Source organism: Neisseria subflava, from assembly GCF_024205745.1.
Lineage (GTDB): Bacteria > Pseudomonadota > Gammaproteobacteria > Burkholderiales > Neisseriaceae > Neisseria > Neisseria flavescens_B.
In genome coordinates this window covers 845,125-866,870 of the sequence record NZ_CP073117.1, presented here as the reverse complement: position 1 = coordinate 866,870, position 21,746 = coordinate 845,125, and the positions used below count along the sequence as shown (strand labels likewise).

Genomic DNA, 21,746 nt, shown 5'->3' with positions numbered 1-21,746 from the left:
GATAGTTACTTTTTATCTTTGAGGCCAACTTCAACTGAATGTCGGAATAAAAAAGGATAGAATCTTAGTTTCCCTATTTATCTGTGGATAAAACTCAAATTACCCACTTCAATTTCACATACTATTATGGATAATTTTCCCTTCGCAAAACATCCATATTGGCAAATACTATTAAAAATGATGGCTTGTTTTTTCCTTTTTAACGTATCATTTGCCCATCAGACTTTTTAAAAGGAAGCAATTATGCTGCAACGGACTTTAGCCAAATCAGTAAGCGTTACCGGCGTTGGCCTGCATTCGGGCGAAAGGGTCGCTCTGACTTTGCATCCTGCCGAAGAAAACAGCGGTATTTCGTTCCGCCGTACTGATTTAAGTGGAGAAATGGGCGAAGTAATCAAATTGAATCCTTATTTGATTAACGATACCCGCCTCTCTTCAACCATCGTTACCGATAAAGGCGTACGCATCGGCACGATTGAACACATTATGTCGGCTCTGTCTGCCTACGGCATCGACAATGCCTTGATTGAATTGAACGCGCCTGAAATTCCGATTATGGACGGCTCCAGCCTGCCGTTTATTTACCTTTTACAAGATGCAGGCGTGGTGGATCAAAAAGCCCAAAAACGTTTTTTGAGAATCCTCAAACCCGTTGAAATCAAAGAAACCGGAAAATGGGTACGCTTTACGCCTTATGACGGCTTTAAAGTGACTTTAACCATCGAATTTGACCATCCCGTATTCAACCGCAGCGCACCTACTTTCGAGATTGATTTTGCAGGAAAATCCTATATCGATGAGATTGCCCGCGCCCGTACCTTCGGCTTTATGCACGAAGTGGAAATGATGCGCGCCCACAATCTCGGACTGGGCGGCAATTTAAATAACGCCATCGTGATTGACGATATAGATGTCTTGAATCCGGAAGGTTTGCGCTATCCCGATGAATTTGTCCGCCACAAAATCCTTGATGCGATTGGCGATTTGTACATTGTCGGCCATCCGATTATCGGCGCATTTGAAGGTTACAAATCAGGCCATGCCATCAATAATGCGCTGTTGCGTGCCGTTTTGGCAGATGAAAGCGCTTACGAATGGGTGGAGTTTACCGATGACGAAGACTTGCCCACCGCTTTTCATGAGCTGCCGGCAGCCTGATAGAAAATAGATAACGCAGTCCAATGAAAAGGCCGTCTGAACCTTTCAGACGGCCTAAATCATGTCGTTTTCCACAAGTAATTATCCACATATCCATCCATTTTATCTTATTGAAAAATAAAAATATTAAAATTTAACATTATTCTTATACACATCTTATCCATATTTTTTCCCAAACTAAAAGGCCGTCTGAAACCTAGCTGTTCAGACGGCCTTTGCATGTCAAACCGATAAAATCAATCGCCCATGACTTTGCCTTCGCGGCGCGGGTCGGCACCGCCGAGCAAACCGTCTTTGCCGATCACAATGCCTTGTACGCCGGAATTCAAATCGCGGATTTGGACTTTGTAGCCCAGTTTTTCCAACGCTGCTGCTTTGTCCGCCGCTGCGGTTTTTTCCTCGATTTCATATTGGCTGCCGCGATTGAGCATATTTGGTAGGGAGATTGCCGCCTGAATGTCCATGCCCCAGTCGATATGCGCCACCAGCGTTTTGGCGACGAAACCGATGATGCGGCTGCCGCCGGGCGAACCGACCGCTAGATAAGGCTTGCCGTCTTTCATCACGATGGTCGGCGCCATCGAAGAACGCGGCCGCTTGCCGCCCGCCACGCTGTTGGCAACGGTTTTACCGTCCGCGCCGACAGGATTGAAAGCGAAATCAGTCAATTCATTATTGAGCAGATAGCCGTTTGCCATCAGCCCCGAGCCGAACGCGTTTTCAATCGAAGTCGTCATCGACACGACGTTGCCGTCTTTATCCACAACCACCAAATGGCTGGTGGACGGCAGCTCGACCGCCATACCCTGCGCGTATGCCTTGCCGAACTTGCCTGCCTGAATGGTTTCCAACGCCTTGTCAGCCTTGTAGATTTCTTCGGCACGCGGTTTCAAATAAGCCTGAGAAATCATGGCGCGGGTCGGAACGTTCACAAACGCAGGATCGCCGACATAATAATCGCGGTCGGCAAACGCAATCCGCGACGCATCGCCTATCCAGCGCCAACTGTGGATATTTTCCGCACCCAACGCCTTCATATCCTGATTCTGCAATACGCCCAAAATCTCGCCCAAAGCAATCGCGCCCGAACTTGGCGCGCCCATGCCGCAAACTTCATATTCACGATACGGCGCACAAACCGGCTTACGCTCGATAACTTGATAGTTTTTCAAATCCGCCATACTGATTTTGCCGGGATTATCCACAGCACCGGTAACGGCATGGACAATATTCTGCGCCTGCATTCCTTGATAAAACGGCGCACTGCCTTTTTCCGCCAACAGGCGTACGGAACGCGCAAATTCAGGGTTTTTCAACACCGTTCCCGCAGCCAAAGGCTTGCCATCAGGCAGGAAATAGGCGGCGGTTTGCGGATAACGTTGCAAAGGTTCCAAATTTTGCTCGATGGATTTCGCCATACGCGGAGAAACGGCAAAACCTTGTTCCGCTAAAGAAATCGGTTTCTCAAACAGGCTTGCCCACGGCAATTTGCCGTAACGCTTATGAACATCTTCCAGCAGCTTCGGAATCCCCGGCACACCGACCGAACGGCCGCCGACCACTGCTTTCATAAAGCCCATCGGTTTTCCGTTTTCGTCCAAGAAAAGTTCCGGTGTTGCCGCTTTCGGCGCTGTTTCACGGGCATCAAACGTCGTCAGCTTTTTCGCCTTATTGTCCCAATACACCAAAAACGCACCGCCGCCCAATCCGGAAGACTGCGGCTCAACCAGTCCCAAAGTTGTCTGCATAGCAATCATCGCATCTATCGCGCTGCCGCCGCGCTTCAAAATCTCGTATCCTGCCTCAGTTGCCAGCGGATTGGCAGACGCCGCCATATAATGCTTGGCGCGGATTAATTTCTGCTCCGTCAGCCCTGTTCCTTGCTCCGGCGCATAGTTGTCCACAGGTATGGGGGCTGGGCAACTTGAGGTTTTTGAACCGGCTGTTGCGCACAAGCGGCCAAAATTAAAACAGATAACAGGTTAATACTAAAAGAAAACTTCATATGCACACCCTTATTGACATATTTTCAGACGGCCTTTTCCCAGCTTAAATAAAAGGAAATATGAAAATAACTTGAAATAAAAAACCATTTGACTATTTCTCTAGTCAATCAGTTCCAATTGGAAAAGTATAAAACAAGCTAAGATTGTGCACAGGCAAAAAGTTACCCACAGAATGAAGCAGCAGGAAAATTTTATCCACATCTACAAACAAGGCCGACCATACTTTATCCTCATCAAAAAATATCAGCTAAGTATTTGAAAAATTTTTGTAATAAAAGTTATCAACACGCTGGGGCAGCACTCAATATCATCCTCCATTTATTATTTAAAATCTAATTTATAGTTTGTTTTCCCAAAGGCAAAGGTCGTCTGAAACGTAAAGGCATCTTTTCAAAAAATTAAAAAGTTAAGGATTGTTAAAAAGTTGTAAATCAGCTAGAGTTACGCTTGATAAATTTAATCAATAATGGAGTTTCACTAAATGAAAGGCGACATTGGCGTTATCGGCCTTGCCGTGATGGGGCAAAACCTGATTCTCAACATGAACGACAACGGTTTTAAAGTTGTCGCATTCAACCGTACGACCAGCAAAGTAGATGATTTTTTAAACGGCGCAGCAAAAAATACCAATATTATCGGCGCATATTCACTGCAAGATCTGGTTGATAAATTAGAAAAACCACGCAAAATCATGATGATGGTTCGCGCTGGTTCTGTTGTTGACGATTTTATCGGGCAACTCGTTCCGCTTTTGGACGAAGGCGACATCATTATTGACGGCGGCAATGCCAACTATCCTGATTCCACCCGCCGTACACACGAGCTGGCCGCAAAAGGCATCCGCTTTATCGGTGCCGGTGTATCCGGTGGCGAAGAAGGTGCGCGTCACGGCCCTTCTATCATGCCTGGCGGCGATGAAGCCGCATGGCCTGCCGTTAAGCCGATTTTCCAAGCCATCTCTGCCAAAACGCCTCAAGGTGAGCCTTGCTGCGACTGGGTCGGCCGTGACGGTGCGGGCCACTTCGTCAAAATGGTGCACAACGGCATCGAATACGGCGATATGCAGTTGATTTGCGAAGCGTACCAATTCATGAAAGACGGTTTGGGCCTGTCTTATGACGAAATGCACCAAATCTTCAACGAGTGGAACCAAACCGAGCTGGATTCTTATCTGGTCGAAATTACCGCCGCGATTTTGGGTTACAGAGACGAAAACGGCGAACCTTTGGTCGAAAAAATCCTCGATACTGCAGGTCAAAAAGGCACAGGCAAATGGACCGGCATCAATGCCCTCGATTTGGGTATCCCATTGACCCTGATTTCCGAAGCCGTGTTTGCACGTTGCGTGTCCGCGTTTAAAGACCAACGCGTCCAAGCAAACAGCCTGTTTGGCAAAACCATTACCCCGATTGAAGGCGACAAAGCTGCATGGGTGGATGCTTTGCGCCAAGCCCTGTTGGCATCCAAAATCATTTCTTATGCACAAGGCTTTATGCTGATCCGCGAAGCCAGCGAAAACAACGATTGGGCATTGAATTACGGCAACACTGCCCTCTTGTGGCGCGAAGGCTGCATCATCCGCAGCGCGTTCTTGGGCAACATCCGCGACGCATACGAAGCCAATCCTGATTTGGTCTTCTTGGGTTCCGATCCTTATTTCAAAGGCGTGTTGGAAAACTGTCTGCCTGCATGGCGTAAAGTGGTGGCCAAAGCAATTGAGTGCGGTATTCCGATGCCTTGCATGGCTTCCGCCATTACCTTCCTCGACGGCTACACCACCGAGCGTCTGCCGGCCAACCTGCTGCAAGCCCAACGCGACTACTTCGGCGCGCACACTTACGAGCGTACCGACAAACCGCGCGGCGAGTTCTTCCATACCAACTGGACAGGTAAGGGCGGCGATACCGCTTCAACCACATACGATATTTAATTTGCCTGAGCAAACAAAAGGCCGTCTGAGTATTTCAGACGGCCTTTTTATAGGGTTATCCACAATGAAGAATGAAACGATTTAACCTATTTAATAAATAACTTTATGAAATAAATAAAGATTAATAAAGGCCGTCTGAATATTTCAGACGGCCTTTAAAATTGTTCACAACCTTATCAACAGGTTTTCCATAGATTAAACCAGATTTTGCGGATTGCCGGCCACAAAGCGATTGATGTTGTCTAAAAGGATGTCAAACAGGCGGTTGGCGGCTTCTTGGCTTGCCCATGCAATGTGTGGCGTGACGATCAGGTTGGGCAGGCGGGCTTTCAGCAAAGGATTGCCGTCGCGTGGCGGCTCTTGTGTCAACACGTCAAAACCTGCTCCACCGATTTGGCCGTATTTCAAGGCTGCAACCAAAGCGGCTTCATCAACCAAGCCGCCGCGTCCGCAGTTGATGAGGATGGCGCCGGGTTTCATTTGCTGCAATTCGGCTTCGCCTATCATGTTTGCCGTTTGCGGCGTGAGCGGACAATTAAGCGATACAACATCGGCGGAGCGGATGGCTTCGTCAAAGGAAACATAGCCGTCGCGGACGCTTTGGGCATTTTTATGTTCGGCGAACACGACATTCATTTTGAAAGCCTGAGCATAAGTTGCCAGTGTTTTACCGATATTGCCGCGACCGAAAATCGCCAGCGTTTTACCGTTTAAATCGCGCATCGGTGCGCCGAGATGGCAGAAAAACGGCGAGTTTTCCCACAAGCCTGCCGCAACGTCGCGCTGATAGGCAGGCAGGTTGCGCATCAGGGTAATCATCATCATAAACGCGTGTTCCGCCACGGATTCATTGCCGTAAGCGCGGATATTGCATACTGCCGTGCCATTTTGTTTGGCAGCTTCAACGTCCACATTGTTGACGCCCGTCGCGGTTAGCGCAATCAGTTTGAGCTGCGGGTTGGCGGCGATGTGTTCGGCGGAAATCACGACTTTGTTGGTAATGATGATGTCCGCGCCCTGTATGCGCTCGGCGGTCTGATGCGCCTCAGTCGAACCATAGCTGCTTAAAGTATGCGGAAAATCAAAATCAAACGGGCGGTTGACGAGGGTATCGCGGTCGAGGACGACAATATGGAGCGGGTTCATAAAATTCCTATCATAAATAAAATATCGATTTATAAAATCTAAAGCAAAATAAAGGATTTAAAATATACGCGTTAGTTGATAATCATTACTATGTAGTTATTAAAACATCAATGTATCAGGAAAACAGCATGATTAAAACCATTACATTTGCTATTTTGCATTTCAGCGTTGCATTTAGTGTCGCCTATATTCTGACCGGCAGTATCGGCGTTTCCAGCGCAGTCGCTTTGGTCGAACCCATCGTCAATACCGTCGTCTTTTATTTTCACGAAAAAGCGTGGAACCGCTACGAGAAAAACAAATCCGAAAAGCAAAAATTGTGGGTGCCTCTGCATCAGTGCGGCTAAAGTTTCAGACGGCCTTAAGTGTGTAAGCGGTTTATTGTTTCTTATTGGTTAATACAATATCAATAAAATTCATATTTATTAACCAATATAAAATCAATACAATGCATTTCATCGGTTAAACATAAACCTAAACATAGATAATATTCTGATTAAAAAAGGAAAGTATCATGAAAAACACTCCTGACCCTGATTATTGCAACTGCCGCCACCGCATCATTTGCTGACAGTCGTATGTCTGAATGGAACCATGCCAATGACTCCGGCCAGATTCCAGGTTTGACTAAGGTTGAATACTACGATGCATGTGATCCGCGTAAAGACGATGACCGCGTGAAATTTACCGTTCCGGCTACCGGCGTGCGAGAAATTACAGATATCGGTTATAACGATACACATGCCCGTTTGCTGTAAGACAGCAATTAATTAACGATATCCCCTATTTATTCTCTCCCAAAGCAAAAGGCCGTCTGAAATTCATAATAAAGTTTCAGATGGCTTTAAGATTTACTGATCCGGAAAAATAATTCTTTCATTACAACTACTAAAATCTGTTTATAAAAAGATTTTAGGGAAGATGAAAATAATTTTGCGTAGAAAGAAAGTAAATCACGGTTTCAATACAATTGATTATTTTTGATCAATATATTTTTGCATTAATTTTCCCAATTCAGAAGTTGGGTTATTAATATGAATATATAGTGTATCAATTGGTCGAGTAAGTACCATTAATACCCAAGTTGCTGCATATTTTTGTCTGCGCTCTTCTTCTGTAAAATATAAATCATCACTTAGATAACTTGCTGCTGTTTCTTCTTGTTTTTTACGGTCAAAGAATAAATCAAGATCAAGACAGACAACAGACCATGCTTCTAAACCTCTACAAGATTCATAAAAAATACCTCGATAAGTATCTGCAGATGGAAATTCCTCAACATGAAAACTATCTTCCTGGATATTATTTTCGTGAATTTGTTGATTTTTTTTCTCCTGATTATGTAAAAATAAATTTTCTTCAGAAATACTGACTAGTTGGGACAAATTTGAGATCTTATCTTTTGTTGATTCAGATTTTAGTACATTATTATTACTATCAATTTGAATATCTTCAACTTTTTTTCCTTCTTCGAGTAAACATTTAGAATCTGACTCCATTAAGAATAGAATACTTTCGTAATTTGAAAGTTCGTTATCTATACCTATTTTTTTTAGTGTATCTACTGTACTTTTAAGTTTAGTATGTATAGGGTCATTCATCTCGATGAGGACTGTACCTTTATCCTCGTTAGACCGAATAGCACTTAAATCAAGGTTGATTTGGAATTCATTAGCAATAAAATTACAGAGATCAACAATATTCTGTTTCATTCTAAAGGTACGATTACGTTTTTGAATTTCAATTACGTTATGAACAACTCTTTTTTCAGTATCTAGGTATTTCCAGTTACATTCTTCACTATGGCGGATAAGTTGTTCTTTACCACCTGTACATACTACAATATTTTTCTTTTCCCAAAGCAAAAGAAAAATATCACGTTCAAGAGGATGACAATCTTGTCCTTCATCAATAAATAAAATTTCTCCCTGCCCACGAATACTTCCTAATGAACGATTTACAAGTTCAGTAAAATCTTCCGGTGTCTGTTTATAGTTCTTATCTTTTGAGACAATAAGTTTCTCCCATCTTTCTTTAGAAAGAGAATTCATTTTTAGTTTATAAAATAATTCTCTTGGATTTTGAATTGCAAGAATAAAATAACGTAAAACTTGATAATAATCTGCTAAAAATACCTCACGATTTATTTTATTTTGAATTTTCATTTTATTTATATGGACATGCATTTCTAAATCATCTAATGAATGGTTTTTAGATTTTCCTATCCATCTTAAGAAAAACTCCCTTGTTCCTTTATCCCATGAACTATTAGGAGTATTGACTATAGGGTTTTTAGAAATGTACTCTTTTACTTCGTTTTTTCTCTCGTCTTGAATTTTTAAAAGTTCTTCACTTCTTTCTGCACTCATTATTCTTAATATTAATAAACTCATTGTCCTTTCATAAAAAAATTTATGTATTGTTTTTACTGCAGTTTTTGTTCCACTTTGATAGTGATTAGTTATTATTCTAACATCGTTTGCTAATAATTTATTATAAGTTAAATAGTAACCACTTCTTGCTCCATAAGCTGTTTTTTCTTTTGCATTTTCATAGGATTTTTTGATTAATGACAGCATTTCAAATGTTTTACCAGAACCAGCCTTGCCACTAATGATGATAAGATTCTTATTAAGTTCTTTTTCTGCCCGAATTCTTTCTGGTAATATAGTTCTTTTTTGTTTTTTGTTGTCTGACCCAAAAACAAAATCAAATATATTATCATTTTCTTGAGGAAGATTTTCTTGTTCAGAAAGATATTTTTCATATATTTTTAAATCTTCTGCATATTGTTTATTTAGACGATCAATTTTTTTCTTAGTTAATAGTCCAATCTTATTATCATTTTCTAATTGTTTTTTTAACAAGTTAATATGATCATCAATAATCATATAGGCATTATGATTATCTTTTTCAATAGACCAGTGTGTATTAGAGGTAAATCTATTTGTTTTTTCAGGAGGATTATTTCTTAGATAATAGATGAGTTCATTAAATCCAAATCTTGGGGCATAAATAAAGTTAGGTCGAGTAAAATCATAGTATTTTTCATTATGGCTTAATGTCCAAATAATTGGATGTGGTGTAATTTTAAATTTAATAGATTTATCTTTAAAAGACAGATCAAGTTGGTAATCTTTCCAAATAGATTCTAAATAATATTTTGTTTTATTTGATAATTCATTAATATATATACCAATATTTTCTTCATATTTATCTGTATAAATATAATTAATTTTTCCTTTAAATTCAGGTGCTATAATATTTTCAAGATAATCAATGAATTTAATTGGTATAATAAGGTTATTAAAATATAATATTTTATTATTTTTCTGGGATTTTATAGCGTAATAACTATTAGTTTTATTTTTAATAGCAATAATTAGGAGTAAATCAATATCAGTTTCTACTAATCCCTTAATTTTAGGATTATTTATAAAAAATACTTTAACATTTTGGTTGAATTTTATTTCTTTTTTTAGTTCTTCTTCAAAGCGGGTAATATCAACTAAATAATGTAAAGCATTATGAGAATAAATTTCTATGGTCATAGTAGGCACTCCTAAGTAGATTACTTATAAACATTATATCTTATAATCTATGCTAATTACATTTAATTTAACAAGGGCTTCATGAAGGTAAAAATGCTAAAATACGCTATTCTTGCAAACCCATTCAGACGGCCTCAATGCTCACCGATTTAGAAAAAAACGCCATCCGCGACCATTACCAAAACATCGGCAAAAACCTGCCCGGTTTCCGTCCGCGCGCTTCGCAGCGGGAAATGATTGCGGCGATTGCCAACGCTTTTTCGCGGACGTTGACGCGTGAAGAAGGCGAAGAAGCGCCCAAACGCGAGGGCGAGAGCATTGCCGTGATCGAAGGGCCGACCGGCGTGGGTAAATCGTTGGCCTACCTTTTGGCCGGCGGCATCATGGCGCAAACGCGCGGCAAACGGTTGATCGTCAGCAGCGCGACGGTGGCCTTGCAGGAGCAGTTGGTTGACCGCGATTTGCCGTTTCTGGTCGAAAAAAGCGGTTTGGAGCTGACCTTTGCGCTTGCCAAAGGGCGCGGCCGTTATCTTTGCCCTTACAAACTCTATCAACTGACGCAAAACAATGCCCAGCAAAACCTGCTTGGTTTTGAAGCACCGGAAGTGTTGTGGGACAGCAAACCCAAGCCGGAAGAACTGAACCTGCTGCGCGACATTGCCGATGAATTTTCCGCCCGCCGCTTTAATGGTGACCGCGACGCTTGGCCGGAAAAAATCGATGACGCGATTTGGCTCAAAGTTACCAACGACCGCCACGGCTGCCTGAAATCCGCCTGTCCCAACCGTGCGGAATGCCCGTTTTACCTGGCACGCGATGTTTTGGAAACCGTCGATGTCGTCGTTGCCAACCACGATCTTCTGCTTGCCGACATCAGTATGGGCGGCGGCGTGATTCTGCCTGCGCCCGAAAACAGTTTCTATTGCATAGACGAAGCGCACCACCTGCCCAAAAAAGCCCTCAGCCGCTTTGCCGCCGAACATTCATGGAATATTGCCGTTTGGACGCTGGAAAAACTGCCACAGCTTACCGGCAAAATTGCCGCGCTTACCGATAAAGCCGAACTTGCCAACCTTGCCGACGAAGCTGCCACATCCTTGCTCGACAGTCTGCATGAATGGCAGTTCCATTTGGCGGAAGAGCCGTCTTTAAGTCTGGGGTCGTCTGAAAACGACAGGCGGAAACACAACGAACCGACTTGGCTGTGGGAAGACGGCAAAATCCCCGAAGGATTGGAAACCACAGTTTCCAATACGGCCATTGCTGCGCGCAGCCTGCTCAAACATGTTGTCGGCTTGAACGATGCGCTTTCCGCCGCGCGCCGCGAAAAAGAGCAGGACGGCGCGCTCCTCGACCGCCTGACCAGCGAGTTCGGCCTTTTTATCGCCCGTATCGAACAAATCAGCGCGGTTTGGGATTTGCTCTCCACCGTTCCCATTGAAGGCGAAGAGCCGTTGGCGAAATGGATAACCCGCCGTGCCGACGACAAAAACGACTACATTTTCAACGCCAGCCCTATCAGCAGCGCATCCCACCTTGCCAACAGCCTGTGGCGGCGCGCGGCAGGCGCGGTATTGACTTCGGCCACCCTGCAATCGCTCGGCAGCTTCAACCTGATTTTGCGCCAAACCGGCCTATTATGGCTGCCCGAAACCACCACGCTTGCTTTGGAAAGCCCGTTTAATTTCGATGCGCAAGGCGAGCTGTATATTCCGCCCGTACATGCCAGTCCCAAAGACCCTGATGCGCATACGGCCGCCATTGTCGAATGGTTGCCGAAGCTGGTTTCGCCGGTTGAAGCCATCGGCACGCTGGTGTTGTTTTCCTCGCGCAAGCAAATGCAGGATGTCGCCTTACGACTGCCTGACGAATACTTGCCGCTTCTGCTTGTACAAGGCGAATTGCCCAAGGCTGTCCTGTTGCAAAGACACTATCAAGCCATTGCCGAAGGCAAAGCCAGCATTATTTTCGGCCTCGATAGTTTTGCCGAAGGCCTCGACCTGCCCGGCACGGCCTGCGTGCAAGTCATTATTGCCAAGCTGCCGTTTGCTATGCCGGATAATCCCATCGAGAAAACCCAAAACCGTTGGATTGAACAACGCGGCGGTAATCCTTTTATCGAAATTACGGTGCCAGAAGCCAGCATCAAATTAATCCAAGCCGTCGGCCGCCTTATCCGTACCGAACAGGATTACGGCCGCATCACCATCCTCGACAACCGCGTCAAAACGCAACGCTACGGCCAACAATTATTGGCCTGTCTGCCGCCGTTTAAGCGGATAGGGTAGTCGTGGATTGTTCAAAAGGTAAAGGCCGTCTGAAACCAAATGTTCAGACGGCCTTTTATTCTTTTGCCTTTTATTCTTTTCAAGCTATAAATCCAATTTCATGACGGATACGGTTTCCCCGTTGTGCCAAATTTGGGTGATTTCTTTCCAGCCAAACTTTTCATACACGGTTTGCACATCCGGCGTATAGAGAAACAGATGCGGCAAACCCAGTTCGCGTGCTTTATCCAGACAAAACGAAACCAGCTGCCTGCCTACGCCCAAACCGCGAAATTGCGGCAAAACGAACACATCGCCCAGCCAATATTCGTATTCGGGAAAACACGCCATATCAAACCGCTTTAATGCCGCCGAACCCATCAGCCGCCCTTCGTTATCCACAGCCGCAAACGCCAGCGGCAAATTATCCCCATCGAGGCACTGCGCATAGTACGCACGGATTTTGTCCAGAGACGACCACGGCGCAAAATCGTGCCATTCCTCAAACAGCGCGAGGGATAAAGGCTCGACAAATTCAGGCTTCAGACGGCATATATTCATATTGGCTCCTCTTGTTGTAGCGCGTAGGGATTATTTTCACAGTATGAGACCTTTGCAAAAATAGTCTGTTAACGAAATTTGACGCATAAAAATGCGCCAAAAAATTTTCAATTGACTAAAACCCTCCTAATATTGAGCAAAAAGTAGGAAAATCAGAAAGGTTTTGCATTTTGAAAATGAGATTGAGCATAAAATTTTAGTAACCTATGTTATTGCAAAGGTCTCAGTATAGGCCGTCTGAAAGGTTAACACATCTTAAAAAATCAGCGTAAAACACGATAAACCCGCTGCCAGCCCCATTCAAATCACTTATAATTCTGCTCATACCGCACACAAACAAAAGAAGAACACCATGGCCAAGAAATTTCCCATTTTTCCGAAAAATCCCGAGCGTATCTGCTGGGGTTGCGACAAATACTGCAAAGAAGACGATTTGCAATGCGGCAACGGTTGCGAGCGCATCCAACACCCCATCGAGTTGGACGGTCGCGACTGGTATAAAAAAGGCGACTGGAGCAATTTGTTGAGCGAAGAGCAGCAAATCGAACTTGGACTGAAGGAAGCGCCCAAGCCGGCCAAACCGCATATCAAGTTGCCTTTGAAAAACAAAACGGCTTAAACAGCATGTCGTAAACAAACGAGATAAAAAAAGGCCGTCTGAAACCTGAAAAACAGGGTTTCAGACGGCCTTTGCGTTGTCGGATTATACCTTCACATAATGCACAAACGCGTATTCGATGCCTTTGGCGGAAACATGGTTTTCCCGAGAGGCTTCTTGCCATATTTCTGTGGAAAACTCAGGAAAAAACGCATCGCCGTCCACATCCAAACCGACTTCGGTCAAACGCAAATCGGTGGCAATTGGCAGGGCTTGTGCATAAATTTGCGCGCCGCCCATGATGATGACTTCTTCAACCCCTTGACACAAAGCCAGCGCATCTTCCAAAGAGACCGCCGTTTGCGCGCCTTCGGCCTGATAATCTTGGCGGGTAATGACGATATTTTGACGGCCGGGCAGCGGTTTGCGCGGCAGCGATTCCCATGTTTTGCGGCCCATAATAACGGGTTTGCCGGTGGTGTAGGATTTGAAAAAGGCAAAATCCTCGGGCAAATGCCAAGGCATGGTGTTGTTGATGCCGATACAGCGGCGGGCGGCGTAGGCGGCGATAAGGGTGATTTTCGGCATGATGAAATCCGTTTGCAAAATAAAATGATTATAGCGGAAGGGAGGCGGGAAGGACTGAATGCCCGATATTCTAAAAATGTTTCAATATTTATGAAATAGATATTTAAAATGCTTAATTTTGACAAAAATCATTTATTGTTTATTTTTCTAGGTATATGATAAATATCATACCAAATAAAAAGGAAAGGAAAAAATGATGAGAACCCTCCGTATTTCTGCTTTGACTGCTTCCCTGTCTTTGATGCTGGCTGCCTGCGGCGGCGCAACAAGCGGTTTGTCGAATGCCGTGACCGAGCCGCTCAATCCGCATCCGAAAGGCGTGTTGTCCGTTGAATTGAACGAATCTGTCCCTGAAAACGGTACGTTGGAGCTGACGGCCAACGGTAAAACGCAAACCCTACAAAAAGGCGGCAAACTCGATACCGGCTTTTTGAAAACCGATAAAGTATCTTCTTACGACTACGCCCAAAAAATCAAGGTAAACGGCCAAGTCATCACTTTGGAAACGGGCGACTTCCAAGTGTATAAACAAAATTATTCCACTGTTGCCGCGCGTTACGCCAAACAAAAAGCCGATGACGCAGGCAAGCTGCAAAACCTCGATACATACACATTTACCGTCGGCGAAGTCCAAGGCGATGAAACTGCGTATCGCAATTTGCCCAAACAAGGCAGCTATCAGTATTCAGGTATCGCGTTTAACGGCGACGACCGCAGCGGCCGTCTGAAATACACCGTCGATTTCGATAAAAAACAAGGTTACGGCAAAATCAGCAGCATGGCTTCCTACAATAATGTCGACCTGCTTGCCGCAGGTATTGCCAATAACAATGGCAAAGCCGCCATCAGCGGTAAAACCAGTTTGAACGGTATCGAAAACGGCCGTTACGATTTGAAACTTTTCGGCCCGCAGGCTGAAGAAATTGCCGGTAAGGCGCAAATCAAAGTTGGCGATTCCACTAAAGAAATCGGTTTGGCCGGTAAGAAAGAATAGGAAACAAGGCCGTCTGAAAGGTTCAGACGGCCTTTTCGTAACAAAAAAAGCAACGGCTCAAACCGTTGCTTTTTTCATGACAACCTAAATTACAGGCTGCCCAAGATAATGCGCAATACGCGGCGCAACGGCTCAGCAGCGCCCCACAAGAGTTGGTCGCCGACGGTGAATGCGCTGATGTATTCGCCGCCCATCTCCAGTTTGCGGATACGGCCGACAGGAACAGACAGCGTGCCGGTAACTTTGGCAGGAGTCAGCTCGTGGATGCTGGCTTCTTTTTCGTTAGGGATGACTTTCACCCAGTCGTTTGCACCTGCCAAGATGGCTTCAATTTCAGAAACAGGCAGGTCTTTTTTCAGCTTCAGGGTGAGGGCTTGGCTGTGGCAGCGCATAGAGCCGATGCGCACGCACAAGCCGTCGATTACGGTCGGATTGTCGCTGCGGCCGAGGATTTTGTTGGTTTCCACGCCGCCTTTCCATTCTTCTTTGGACTGACCGTTGCCTAAATCTACGTCAATCCACGGAATCAGGCTGCCGGCGAGCGGTACGCCGAAGTTGGCTTTCGGATAGTCTTCGCTGCGCAGGAAATCGGACACTTTGCGGTCGATGTCGAGAATCGCGCTGGAAGGATCGGCAAGCTCGTCCGCTACTTTGGCGTGAATCGCGCCCATGCCGCTGATGAGTTCGCGCATGTTTTTCGCACCCGCGCCGGAAGCGGCTTGGTAGGTCATGCTGGTCGCCCATTCGACCAAATCGTTTTGGAATAGGCCGCCCAAAGCCATCAGCATCAGGGAAACGGTACAGTTGCCGCCGATGTAGTTTTTCACGCCGTTTTTGAGGCCGTTGTCGATGACATTGCGGTTGACAGGGTCGAGGACGATAATCGCATCGTCTTTCATGCGCAGGGAAGAAGCCGCGTCAACCCAGTAGCCGTTCCAGCCACTGTCGCGCAGGGGTTGGAAGACGGATTTGGTGTAATCGCCACCCTGACAGGTAACGATAATGTCCATTTTTGCCAATTCGGCAACATCGTTGGCATCCAACAATGTTTTGGCTGCCTGACCGAAATCAGGGGCAGCGCCGCCGACATTGGAAGTGGTAAAGAAAAACGCTTCGGGAATGTGGGCGAAGTCGTTTTCTTCTTTCATACGCTGCATCAAAACAGAGCCGACCATACCGCGCCAGCCGACGAAACCTACTTTCATGTGCTACTCCTTGAGAAGAAAATCCTGATAAGTTTTATAGTGCATTAACAAAAACCGGAACGGCATCGCCTGCCGCTTTGTTCAGATTTTTGTTAACCCACTATAACAAAGGGGAAAACAAACGTTTTAACGCCGTCTGCGGAAAATGTAAAGGTTTTTATCGAAATTTTTTAGAATGATGGAAAAATAGGTTAAGATGGCAATGAAATTGCATCTCATTAAAATAGCACAGAGGAAGATTAAATGAGCGAAATCAATTTGTCGGATTTGCCTAAAACGGAAATAGTAGATGTCCATATTGCTTCAGTATGGTCACGGGTTGCGGCATATTTATTGAATTATTTATTTAATGTAATTATTTTTTTACCCTATTATTATATTTTATATACGGAAGCAACAGCAATTTCCAAGCAGAAAAATATTCCTTTTACACCAGATCTTATAACGAGTGTCAGTATGCGGGCAGATATGGCTCAGGTGGGAGGATTGAGTACTATCGTATATTTAATTGTCGGTATTGTTCAGCTTTATTATATGAGCCGTTATGGTCAATCCTTGGGTAAAAAGATCATGGGTATTCGTGTATTAAAAAGCAATGGCAGCAATCCGGGTTTTCTTGGTACGGTGTTAGTACGAGAATTAGCATGGGGCTTGATTGTACTTGTCATCTTGATTTCTGCATACTTTGTATTAAAAGTAAACATTTTAATTTGTTCCCTACTGATTTTACTGATCAACTTCATCATGCTTTTCTCCGTCAAACGCGACCGCCGCACGCTCTACGATATGCTGGCCGATACGGTTGTCGTCAAATTGCCGCCGCGCCGATAAATGGCTTTTTTGTGTTAAAATCAGCACTTTCCAACATAGGCCGTCTGAAAAATAGCTTTCAGACGGCCTTTCGACACGTTATTGATTCCATGAAAAAACACCTGTACCGCATCACGCTCGTCAGCATTGCCGCGGCCATTCTTGCCGCCTGTCCGAGCAAAAGCATTAAAAATCTTCCCGAAACCGACACCAGCGTTATCAAAGGCCCTGACCGCCCCACCGGTACGCCTGATCCCATCGGTACGACAGTGAGCGGGGGAGGAGCAAACTACACCGTTGTTTCCTACAACGAACTGCCACACTGGAACACCCAACACTTCGCTAAAAGCCTGCAGTCTTTCCGCTTAGGCTGTGAAAAACTCAAAAACCGCCAAGGCTGGCAGGACGTTTGTATCCAAGCCATGCAAACGCCGGTGCACCATTTCCAAGCCAAGCACTTTTTCGAGCGCTATTTCACCGCATGGCGCGTCGATAACGGCGGCAATCCTGCCGGCACCATTACCGGCTATTACGAACCGGTCCTGTACGGCGACGACAAATCCACAAGCCAATCCCGTTTCCCTATTTACGGCATTCCGAACGATTTCGTTTCCGTTCCGCTGGCTGCAAACTTGAGGGGCAGCAAAGCCACCGTCCGCATCCGCCAAACCGGCCCAAACAGCGGCGTCATCGACAACAGCGGCGCATACACGGCCGACTTGTCCAGATTCCCGATTACAGCACGCAGCACCGCGCTGAAAGGCCGTTTTGAAGGCAGCCGTTTTGTTCCTTACTACACCCGCAGCCAAATCAACGGCGGCGCGCTTAACGGCAAAGCGCCGATTTTGGGTTATGCAGATGATCCGGTCGAACTTTTCTTTATGCACATTCAAGGTTCAGGCCGTCTGAAAACACCGTCCGGCAAATACATCCGCGTCGGATTTGCCGATAAAAACGAACATCCGTATGTTTCCATCGGCCGCTATATGGCGGACAAAGGCTATCTGCCGCTGGGTCAGACCAGCATGCAGGGCATCAAGGCCTATATGAAGCAAAACCCCGGCCGCCTTGCCGAAGTTTTGGGACAAAATCCAAGCTACGTCTTCTTCCGCGAGCTGACCGGCAGCGGCGATTCCGGCCCAGTGGGCGCATTGGGTACGCCGTTGATGGGCGAATACGCCGGTGCCATTGACCGCCACTACATCACGCTTGGCGCACCGTTATTTGTCGCCACTGCCCATCCGATCACCAAAAAAGCCCTCAACCGCTTAATTATGGCGCAAGATACCGGCAGCGCGATTAAAGGTGCGGTCCGTGTGGATTATTTCTGGGGCTATGGCGACGAAGCAGGCGAAGTGGCCGGTAAAATGAAAACCACCGGCTATGTATGGCAGCTCCTGCCCAACGGCATGAAACCGGAATACCGTCCATAAACAGCGGTTTAAAAAAGGCCGTCTGAAACCAAGATTCAGGTTTCAGACGGCCTTTTTATTTCTATAAAAATGCGGCAGGTTTTAAAAACCTGCCGCGGTATGGGGACATACAGCTCGGACGGTAAGCCGGGTTCTGTCGCGGACAGTCATTCCTCTAGGCACATCATTGCTGGTGTGCTCAAGCAACCTACCCGAACGCTCGGCGAGCAGCGTCATCGCGTTCTGTCTGGTCTTGCTCCGAATGGGGTTTAGCCTGCTGCGCTTTGTTACCAAATGCACGGTGCGCTCTTACCGCACCTTTTCACCCTTACCTGTTTTGCCCGAAGGCAATCATCGGCGGTATTGCTTTCTGTTCCACTTTCCGTCGCGTTGCCGCGCCCGGCCGTTAGCCGGCATTCTGCTCTGTGGAGCCCGGACTTTCCTCCCCGTATGCCTTACGCGATACGCGGCGACTGTCTGTCCGACCTGTATGAGTCGCGGATTATAGCACAGTCGGTATAAGGTTCAGACGGCCTAAATATTTATTTTTTCTTTTTAAATGCTATTTCGGTTAAACCCAATTCCTGTGCTTTTTTGCGGACTGCGGATTCGGGCATTTCGCGTGCCAGGCGGCTGGTGCAGTATTCGGTCATGGTGGTGGCGCAGGCTTTGAAGTTGCCGGTAAAGTCGCTGGCGGCACTCAAAAACGGGATGAGGCGGCCGGCCATGATTTCTTCGGCCGGTGCGTCTGTTTGGGCGGATACGCGTCCGGACTCGACCGCCGAGAAAATTTGTTCTGTAAAGCGTCGGGCGAAGTTTTCTTCTGTTTGGCAGTCTTGAAATGCAGTGTTTTCATGTTGGCAGACGAGGGTAACTTCGCCTTGAGCTTCTTGCAGCGGTTCGGCCAAATCGAGTTTGAGGGTTTGCTTGTCGGTTTGCAGCCAGGCGGTGCGGCCTTGGGCTTTGATGATTTTGCCGTAAACGCCGATGGCATCGTTTTTGGGGATGTTTTTCTGTTCGGCCAGTTGTTGGGCCGAGAATAAGGGGGCTTGTTCGGCAAATGCGCCGCTGGTTTCGTGTTTGAAGTAGGCGGCGAGGTCTTGTTTGATGAGGGCTTGGGTCAGCAGTTTTTCGCCTTCGGTCAGGCGGTGTGCGAAGCCGTGTGTTTTTGGGGAGGATGCGGCATCTGTAGTTTTGGTGTCCGGTGTGCAGGCGCTTAGGAGTAAAAGCAGGGGAAGGATGTATTTCATGGTCGGTCTCTCAACAGGCTGTCTGAACATATGGTTTCAAACGGTCAGCGTTGTTTATCGATAATGATAAACCCGGCGCGGATAGACGGGATAAGCCGGATGGTTGTGAACGGGTTGGCTGTCTTGGTAAATGACAGTCGTTCCCGGCGGGGCGTTGATGGTCACGGTTTTGTTGACAGTGGTTTGCGAGTGGATGGGCAGGTCTAAGACGGCGGTGCGCCCATACGGAGTCTCGGTATAGACGCACGCACTCAGCAAGAGGGTGATGATCAGTGCCAATGCCTTCATGTTTCAGACGGCCTTATTTGAGCAGGTTTTTTAAGGCCAGGCGCACGCCTTCGCCGACTTCCGTGCCTTTGGGAATGCCTTTGGTGGCGGCTTTGGCTTCGCGTTCGTTGTAGCCGAGGGCAAGCAGGGTGTTGATGATGTCTTGGCTTTCGTCGGCAACGGCATCAGGGGCAAACAGGCCGTCTGAAACGGTATGGGACACGAGTTTGCCGCGCAGTTCCAACACCATGCGTTCGGCGGTTTTCTTGCCGATACCGGGGGCGGAGGAGAGGCGTTTGACGTCTTCCTCGGCGATGGCTTGCGCCAGCTCGTCGGCATTCATGGCCGACAAAATGCCCAATGCGGTTTTGGCACCGATACCGCTGACTTTGACCAGTTGGCGGAAGGTGGCGCGTTCCTCAGCTGAGGCGAAACCAAACAGCAAATGCGCGTCTTCGCGGACGACAAGCTGGGTGTAGAGATGGACGGTTTCGCCTACGGAGGGCAGGTTGTAGAAAGTCTGCATGGAAACGTCGGCTTCATAACCGACGCCGTTGACGTCGATAACGACCTGCGGCGGATTTTTCTCAATCAATTTGCCTGTAAGCCTGCTGATCATGGTGTTCCCCTGTGATTAAAAAAGGCCGTCTGAAACCTTGCAATCGGGTTTCAGACGGCCTTGTATTGTATCAAACTTCAGCGGTAATGCGGACGAAATCAGATGGCGGATGCCAGGTTCAGATGACGGGCGCGTTCGCCTGCTTCGGCGGCACGTTCTTGGCTGCTGAACGGACCCATTTTGACAACGTATTCGTAGTTGCGTTTTTCAAGCATGACTTTGCTGTCTGACGGCAGGCTTTGTGCGGCTTGGTTCAAATAAGCCTGCGCTTCGCGTTGGGTACCGAAGGATTTCAAATCAACAAAAAATTCTTTGTTGTTTGGGGAAATAATGGTTTGAGCGGCGGTTTGGCCGGGGATAATCTGCTCAACTTTGACGTTGGCCGTGCCTTGGTTGATGAAACCTAATTGTTGGGCGGCGGCTTTGGATACATCGATGACGCGGTTGCCGTGGAAAGGGCCGCGGTCGTTGACGCGGACGATGACGCTTTTGCCGTTTTGCATATTGGTCACGCGTGCGTAGCTGGGAATAGGGAGGGTTTTGTGGGCGGCGGAGAGGGCGTTCATATTGTAACGCTCGCCGCTGGAAGTTTTACGGCCGTGGAATTGGCTGCCGTACCATGAGGCTTTGCCGGTTTGGCTGAAAGAGGAAACTTTGGTCAGCGGCGTGTAGCGTTTGCCGGCAACTTTGTAACTGCGGTTGGCAGAAGGATGCAGTTTTTCGACTCGGACCACGCTGTCGGCGACGGCGGCATTGATGGAAAGGACGCCGATGGTGGTGGCGGCTAAGGAAAGGAGGTTTTTTTTAGTAAAAATCAAAACGGGTTCCGTTCTTGAGTTGATAACGCAGCGGTTTCAGACGGCCTGTTATATGCCGCCGGCAAAACCGTTTTGTCGCCATGCTTCAAACAGAATGACGGCGACGGAATTGGAAAGATTCATGCTCCTGCTGCCGGGCATCATCGGCAGGCGGATTTTTTGTCCGGCAGGCAGGCTGTCGAGAACTTCGGCAGGCAGGCCGCGTGTTTCGGGACCAAACAGCAACACATCGCCTTCTCGGAAGGAAACTTCATCGGGGCGGGTAGAGCCTTTGGTGGTCAGCGCGAAAATGCGGCGGCCTTCGAGTGCCTTGAGGCAGTCTTCGAAATTCTCATGTACCGTCAGTTTGGCAAACTCGTGATAATCCAAACCCGCGCGTTTCATTTTGGACGAATCCAGAGGAAACCCAAGCGGCTTGACCAAGTGCAAATCGGCACCGGTATTGGCGCACAGGCGGATGATATTGCCCGTATTGGGCGGGATTTCGGGTTGGTACAAAACTATGGTAAACATATAAATCAATCACTTATAGAGTGGCATAATGCCGAAATGTTCCATGGGTGTCA

20 protein-coding genes and 1 other RNA gene are annotated in these 21,746 nt (G+C 46.8%); 9 read left to right on the top strand and 12 right to left on the bottom strand.

Annotation, left to right across the window (positions count from 1 at the left end):
• The first annotated feature begins 243 nt into the window (after nt 1-243).
• Nucleotides 244-1,158, top strand: coding sequence for a UDP-3-O-acyl-N-acetylglucosamine deacetylase (lpxC, locus tag KCG55_RS04305; RefSeq protein ID WP_254323476.1), 915 nt, complete (start codon nt 244-246; stop codon nt 1,156-1,158).
• Nucleotides 1,159-1,394: 236 nt separating this feature from the next.
• Here lpxC and ggt read toward each other — a convergent pair whose 3' ends face one another.
• On the bottom strand, nt 1,395-3,062 hold the full coding sequence (gene ggt, locus KCG55_RS04300; protein ID WP_254323475.1) for a gamma-glutamyltransferase: 1,668 nt from the start codon (nt 3,060-3,062) through the stop codon (nt 1,395-1,397).
• A gap of 583 nt (nt 3,063-3,645) precedes the next feature.
• Between ggt and gnd the strand changes: the two genes are divergently transcribed.
• The gene (gene gnd, locus KCG55_RS04295; RefSeq protein ID WP_254323474.1) at nt 3,646-5,094 is read left to right on the top strand and encodes a decarboxylating NADP(+)-dependent phosphogluconate dehydrogenase; all 1,449 of its coding nucleotides are present in this window, start codon (nt 3,646-3,648) and stop codon (nt 5,092-5,094) included.
• Nucleotides 5,095-5,289: 195 nt separating this feature from the next.
• On the opposite strand, the gene KCG55_RS04290 is transcribed toward gnd, so the two are convergent.
• Nucleotides 5,290-6,240, bottom strand: a complete 951-nt coding sequence (locus KCG55_RS04290; protein ID WP_254323473.1) for a D-2-hydroxyacid dehydrogenase — start codon at nt 6,238-6,240, stop codon at nt 5,290-5,292.
• Nucleotides 6,241-6,368: 128 nt separating this feature from the next.
• Here KCG55_RS04290 and KCG55_RS04285 point away from each other — a divergent pair, with 128 nt between their 5' ends.
• Nucleotides 6,369-6,587 carry a DUF2061 domain-containing protein gene (locus KCG55_RS04285; RefSeq protein WP_070826381.1) on the top strand — a complete coding sequence of 73 codons (219 nt, stop codon included), beginning with the start codon at nt 6,369-6,371 and terminating at the stop codon, nt 6,585-6,587.
• 231 nt (nt 6,588-6,818) lie between these two features.
• The gene (locus KCG55_RS04280; RefSeq protein ID WP_254323472.1) at nt 6,819-6,998 is read left to right on the top strand and encodes a hypothetical protein; all 180 of its coding nucleotides are present in this window, start codon (nt 6,819-6,821) and stop codon (nt 6,996-6,998) included.
• A 216-nt stretch (nt 6,999-7,214) separates the two neighbouring features.
• On the opposite strand, the gene KCG55_RS04275 is transcribed toward KCG55_RS04280, so the two are convergent.
• Nucleotides 7,215-9,791 carry an AAA family ATPase gene (locus tag KCG55_RS04275; protein ID WP_254323471.1) on the bottom strand — a complete coding sequence of 859 codons (2,577 nt, stop codon included), beginning with the start codon at nt 9,789-9,791 and terminating at the stop codon, nt 7,215-7,217.
• Between the two features lie 137 nt (nt 9,792-9,928).
• Between KCG55_RS04275 and dinG the strand changes: the two genes are divergently transcribed.
• Nucleotides 9,929-12,079: an ATP-dependent DNA helicase DinG gene (dinG, locus tag KCG55_RS04270; protein WP_254323470.1), complete on the top strand. Its 2,151-nt coding sequence runs from the start codon at nt 9,929-9,931 to the stop codon at nt 12,077-12,079.
• 84 nt (nt 12,080-12,163) lie between these two features.
• Here dinG and KCG55_RS04265 read toward each other — a convergent pair whose 3' ends face one another.
• On the bottom strand, nt 12,164-12,619 hold the full coding sequence (locus KCG55_RS04265; protein ID WP_254323469.1) for a GNAT family N-acetyltransferase: 456 nt from the start codon (nt 12,617-12,619) through the stop codon (nt 12,164-12,166).
• A gap of 352 nt (nt 12,620-12,971) precedes the next feature.
• Here KCG55_RS04265 and KCG55_RS04260 point away from each other — a divergent pair, with 352 nt between their 5' ends.
• On the top strand, nt 12,972-13,238 hold the full coding sequence (locus KCG55_RS04260; protein WP_003686685.1) for a DUF3079 domain-containing protein: 267 nt from the start codon (nt 12,972-12,974) through the stop codon (nt 13,236-13,238).
• Between the two features lie 84 nt (nt 13,239-13,322).
• Here KCG55_RS04260 and KCG55_RS04255 read toward each other — a convergent pair whose 3' ends face one another.
• The gene (locus KCG55_RS04255; protein WP_254323468.1) at nt 13,323-13,805 is read right to left on the bottom strand and encodes a dihydrofolate reductase; all 483 of its coding nucleotides are present in this window, start codon (nt 13,803-13,805) and stop codon (nt 13,323-13,325) included.
• A gap of 196 nt (nt 13,806-14,001) precedes the next feature.
• Here KCG55_RS04255 and KCG55_RS04250 point away from each other — a divergent pair, with 196 nt between their 5' ends.
• Nucleotides 14,002-14,799, top strand: coding sequence for a factor H-binding protein (locus KCG55_RS04250; RefSeq protein WP_349306504.1), 798 nt, complete (start codon nt 14,002-14,004; stop codon nt 14,797-14,799).
• Between the two features lie 89 nt (nt 14,800-14,888).
• Here KCG55_RS04250 and asd read toward each other — a convergent pair whose 3' ends face one another.
• Nucleotides 14,889-16,004 carry an aspartate-semialdehyde dehydrogenase gene (asd, locus tag KCG55_RS04245; protein ID WP_063076326.1) on the bottom strand — a complete coding sequence of 372 codons (1,116 nt, stop codon included), beginning with the start codon at nt 16,002-16,004 and terminating at the stop codon, nt 14,889-14,891.
• Nucleotides 16,005-16,247: 243 nt separating this feature from the next.
• Here asd and KCG55_RS04240 point away from each other — a divergent pair, with 243 nt between their 5' ends.
• Together KCG55_RS04240 and mltA are read left to right on the top strand one after the other, a co-directional pair.
• The gene (locus KCG55_RS04240) at nt 16,248-16,835 is read left to right on the top strand and encodes an RDD family protein (RefSeq protein WP_254323466.1); all 588 of its coding nucleotides are present in this window, start codon (nt 16,248-16,250) and stop codon (nt 16,833-16,835) included.
• A gap of 89 nt (nt 16,836-16,924) precedes the next feature.
• The gene (gene mltA / locus KCG55_RS04235) at nt 16,925-18,247 is read left to right on the top strand and encodes a murein transglycosylase A (protein ID WP_254323631.1); all 1,323 of its coding nucleotides are present in this window, start codon (nt 16,925-16,927) and stop codon (nt 18,245-18,247) included.
• 106 nt (nt 18,248-18,353) lie between these two features.
• Here mltA and rnpB read toward each other — a convergent pair.
• The 6 genes from rnpB to trmL form a co-directional block, all read right to left on the bottom strand.
• Nucleotides 18,354-18,715: RNase P RNA component class A (rnpB, locus tag KCG55_RS04230), an RNA gene on the bottom strand.
• 53 nt (nt 18,716-18,768) lie between these two features.
• The gene (locus KCG55_RS04225) at nt 18,769-19,476 is read right to left on the bottom strand and encodes a hypothetical protein (protein ID WP_254323465.1); all 708 of its coding nucleotides are present in this window, start codon (nt 19,474-19,476) and stop codon (nt 18,769-18,771) included.
• Nucleotides 19,477-19,530: 54 nt separating this feature from the next.
• Nucleotides 19,531-19,764, bottom strand: a complete 234-nt coding sequence (locus KCG55_RS04220) for a methionine-binding protein (RefSeq protein WP_254323464.1) — start codon at nt 19,762-19,764, stop codon at nt 19,531-19,533.
• Nucleotides 19,765-19,777: 13 nt separating this feature from the next.
• The gene (ruvA, locus tag KCG55_RS04215) at nt 19,778-20,362 is read right to left on the bottom strand and encodes a Holliday junction branch migration protein RuvA (protein WP_063068624.1); all 585 of its coding nucleotides are present in this window, start codon (nt 20,360-20,362) and stop codon (nt 19,778-19,780) included.
• Between the two features lie 98 nt (nt 20,363-20,460).
• A complete protein-coding gene (locus KCG55_RS04210; protein ID WP_107768586.1) occupies nt 20,461-21,180 on the bottom strand; it encodes a septal ring lytic transglycosylase RlpA family protein in 720 nt (239 codons plus the stop codon).
• Between the two features lie 48 nt (nt 21,181-21,228).
• Nucleotides 21,229-21,693 carry a tRNA (uridine(34)/cytosine(34)/5-carboxymethylaminomethyluridine(34)-2'-O)-methyltransferase TrmL gene (gene trmL, locus KCG55_RS04205; RefSeq protein ID WP_254323463.1) on the bottom strand — a complete coding sequence of 155 codons (465 nt, stop codon included), beginning with the start codon at nt 21,691-21,693 and terminating at the stop codon, nt 21,229-21,231.
• Nucleotides 21,694-21,746: the final 53 nt, after the last annotated feature.

What these genes read in the sequence shown, in the direction of transcription:
- ruvA (WP_063068624.1), bottom strand. Translation starts at nt 20,362, where the DNA reads ATGATCAGCAGGCTTACAGGCAAATTGATTGAGAAAAATCCGCCGCAG.
- KCG55_RS04265 (WP_254323469.1), bottom strand. Translation starts at nt 12,619, where the DNA reads ATGAATATATGCCGTCTGAAGCCTGAATTTGTCGAGCCTTTATCCCTC.
- KCG55_RS04290 (WP_254323473.1), bottom strand. Translation starts at nt 6,240, where the DNA reads ATGAACCCGCTCCATATTGTCGTCCTCGACCGCGATACCCTCGTCAAC.
- lpxC (WP_254323476.1), top strand. Translation starts at nt 244, where the DNA reads ATGCTGCAACGGACTTTAGCCAAATCAGTAAGCGTTACCGGCGTTGGC.
- gnd (WP_254323474.1), top strand. Translation starts at nt 3,646, where the DNA reads ATGAAAGGCGACATTGGCGTTATCGGCCTTGCCGTGATGGGGCAAAAC.
- KCG55_RS04255 (WP_254323468.1), bottom strand. Translation starts at nt 13,805, where the DNA reads ATGCCGAAAATCACCCTTATCGCCGCCTACGCCGCCCGCCGCTGTATC.
- KCG55_RS04250 (WP_349306504.1), top strand. Translation starts at nt 14,002, where the DNA reads ATGAGAACCCTCCGTATTTCTGCTTTGACTGCTTCCCTGTCTTTGATG.
- dinG (WP_254323470.1), top strand. Translation starts at nt 9,929, where the DNA reads ATGCTCACCGATTTAGAAAAAAACGCCATCCGCGACCATTACCAAAAC.
- mltA (WP_254323631.1), top strand. Translation starts at nt 16,925, where the DNA reads ATGAAAAAACACCTGTACCGCATCACGCTCGTCAGCATTGCCGCGGCC.
- KCG55_RS04240 (WP_254323466.1), top strand. Translation starts at nt 16,248, where the DNA reads ATGAGCGAAATCAATTTGTCGGATTTGCCTAAAACGGAAATAGTAGAT.
- KCG55_RS04260 (WP_003686685.1), top strand. Translation starts at nt 12,972, where the DNA reads ATGGCCAAGAAATTTCCCATTTTTCCGAAAAATCCCGAGCGTATCTGC.
- asd (WP_063076326.1), bottom strand. Translation starts at nt 16,004, where the DNA reads ATGAAAGTAGGTTTCGTCGGCTGGCGCGGTATGGTCGGCTCTGTTTTG.
- KCG55_RS04220 (WP_254323464.1), bottom strand. Translation starts at nt 19,764, where the DNA reads ATGAAGGCATTGGCACTGATCATCACCCTCTTGCTGAGTGCGTGCGTC.
- KCG55_RS04225 (WP_254323465.1), bottom strand. Translation starts at nt 19,476, where the DNA reads ATGAAATACATCCTTCCCCTGCTTTTACTCCTAAGCGCCTGCACACCG.
- KCG55_RS04275 (WP_254323471.1), bottom strand. Translation starts at nt 9,791, where the DNA reads ATGACCATAGAAATTTATTCTCATAATGCTTTACATTATTTAGTTGAT.
- KCG55_RS04280 (WP_254323472.1), top strand. Translation starts at nt 6,819, where the DNA reads ATGTCTGAATGGAACCATGCCAATGACTCCGGCCAGATTCCAGGTTTG.
- KCG55_RS04285 (WP_070826381.1), top strand. Translation starts at nt 6,369, where the DNA reads ATGATTAAAACCATTACATTTGCTATTTTGCATTTCAGCGTTGCATTT.
- trmL (WP_254323463.1), bottom strand. Translation starts at nt 21,693, where the DNA reads ATGTTTACCATAGTTTTGTACCAACCCGAAATCCCGCCCAATACGGGC.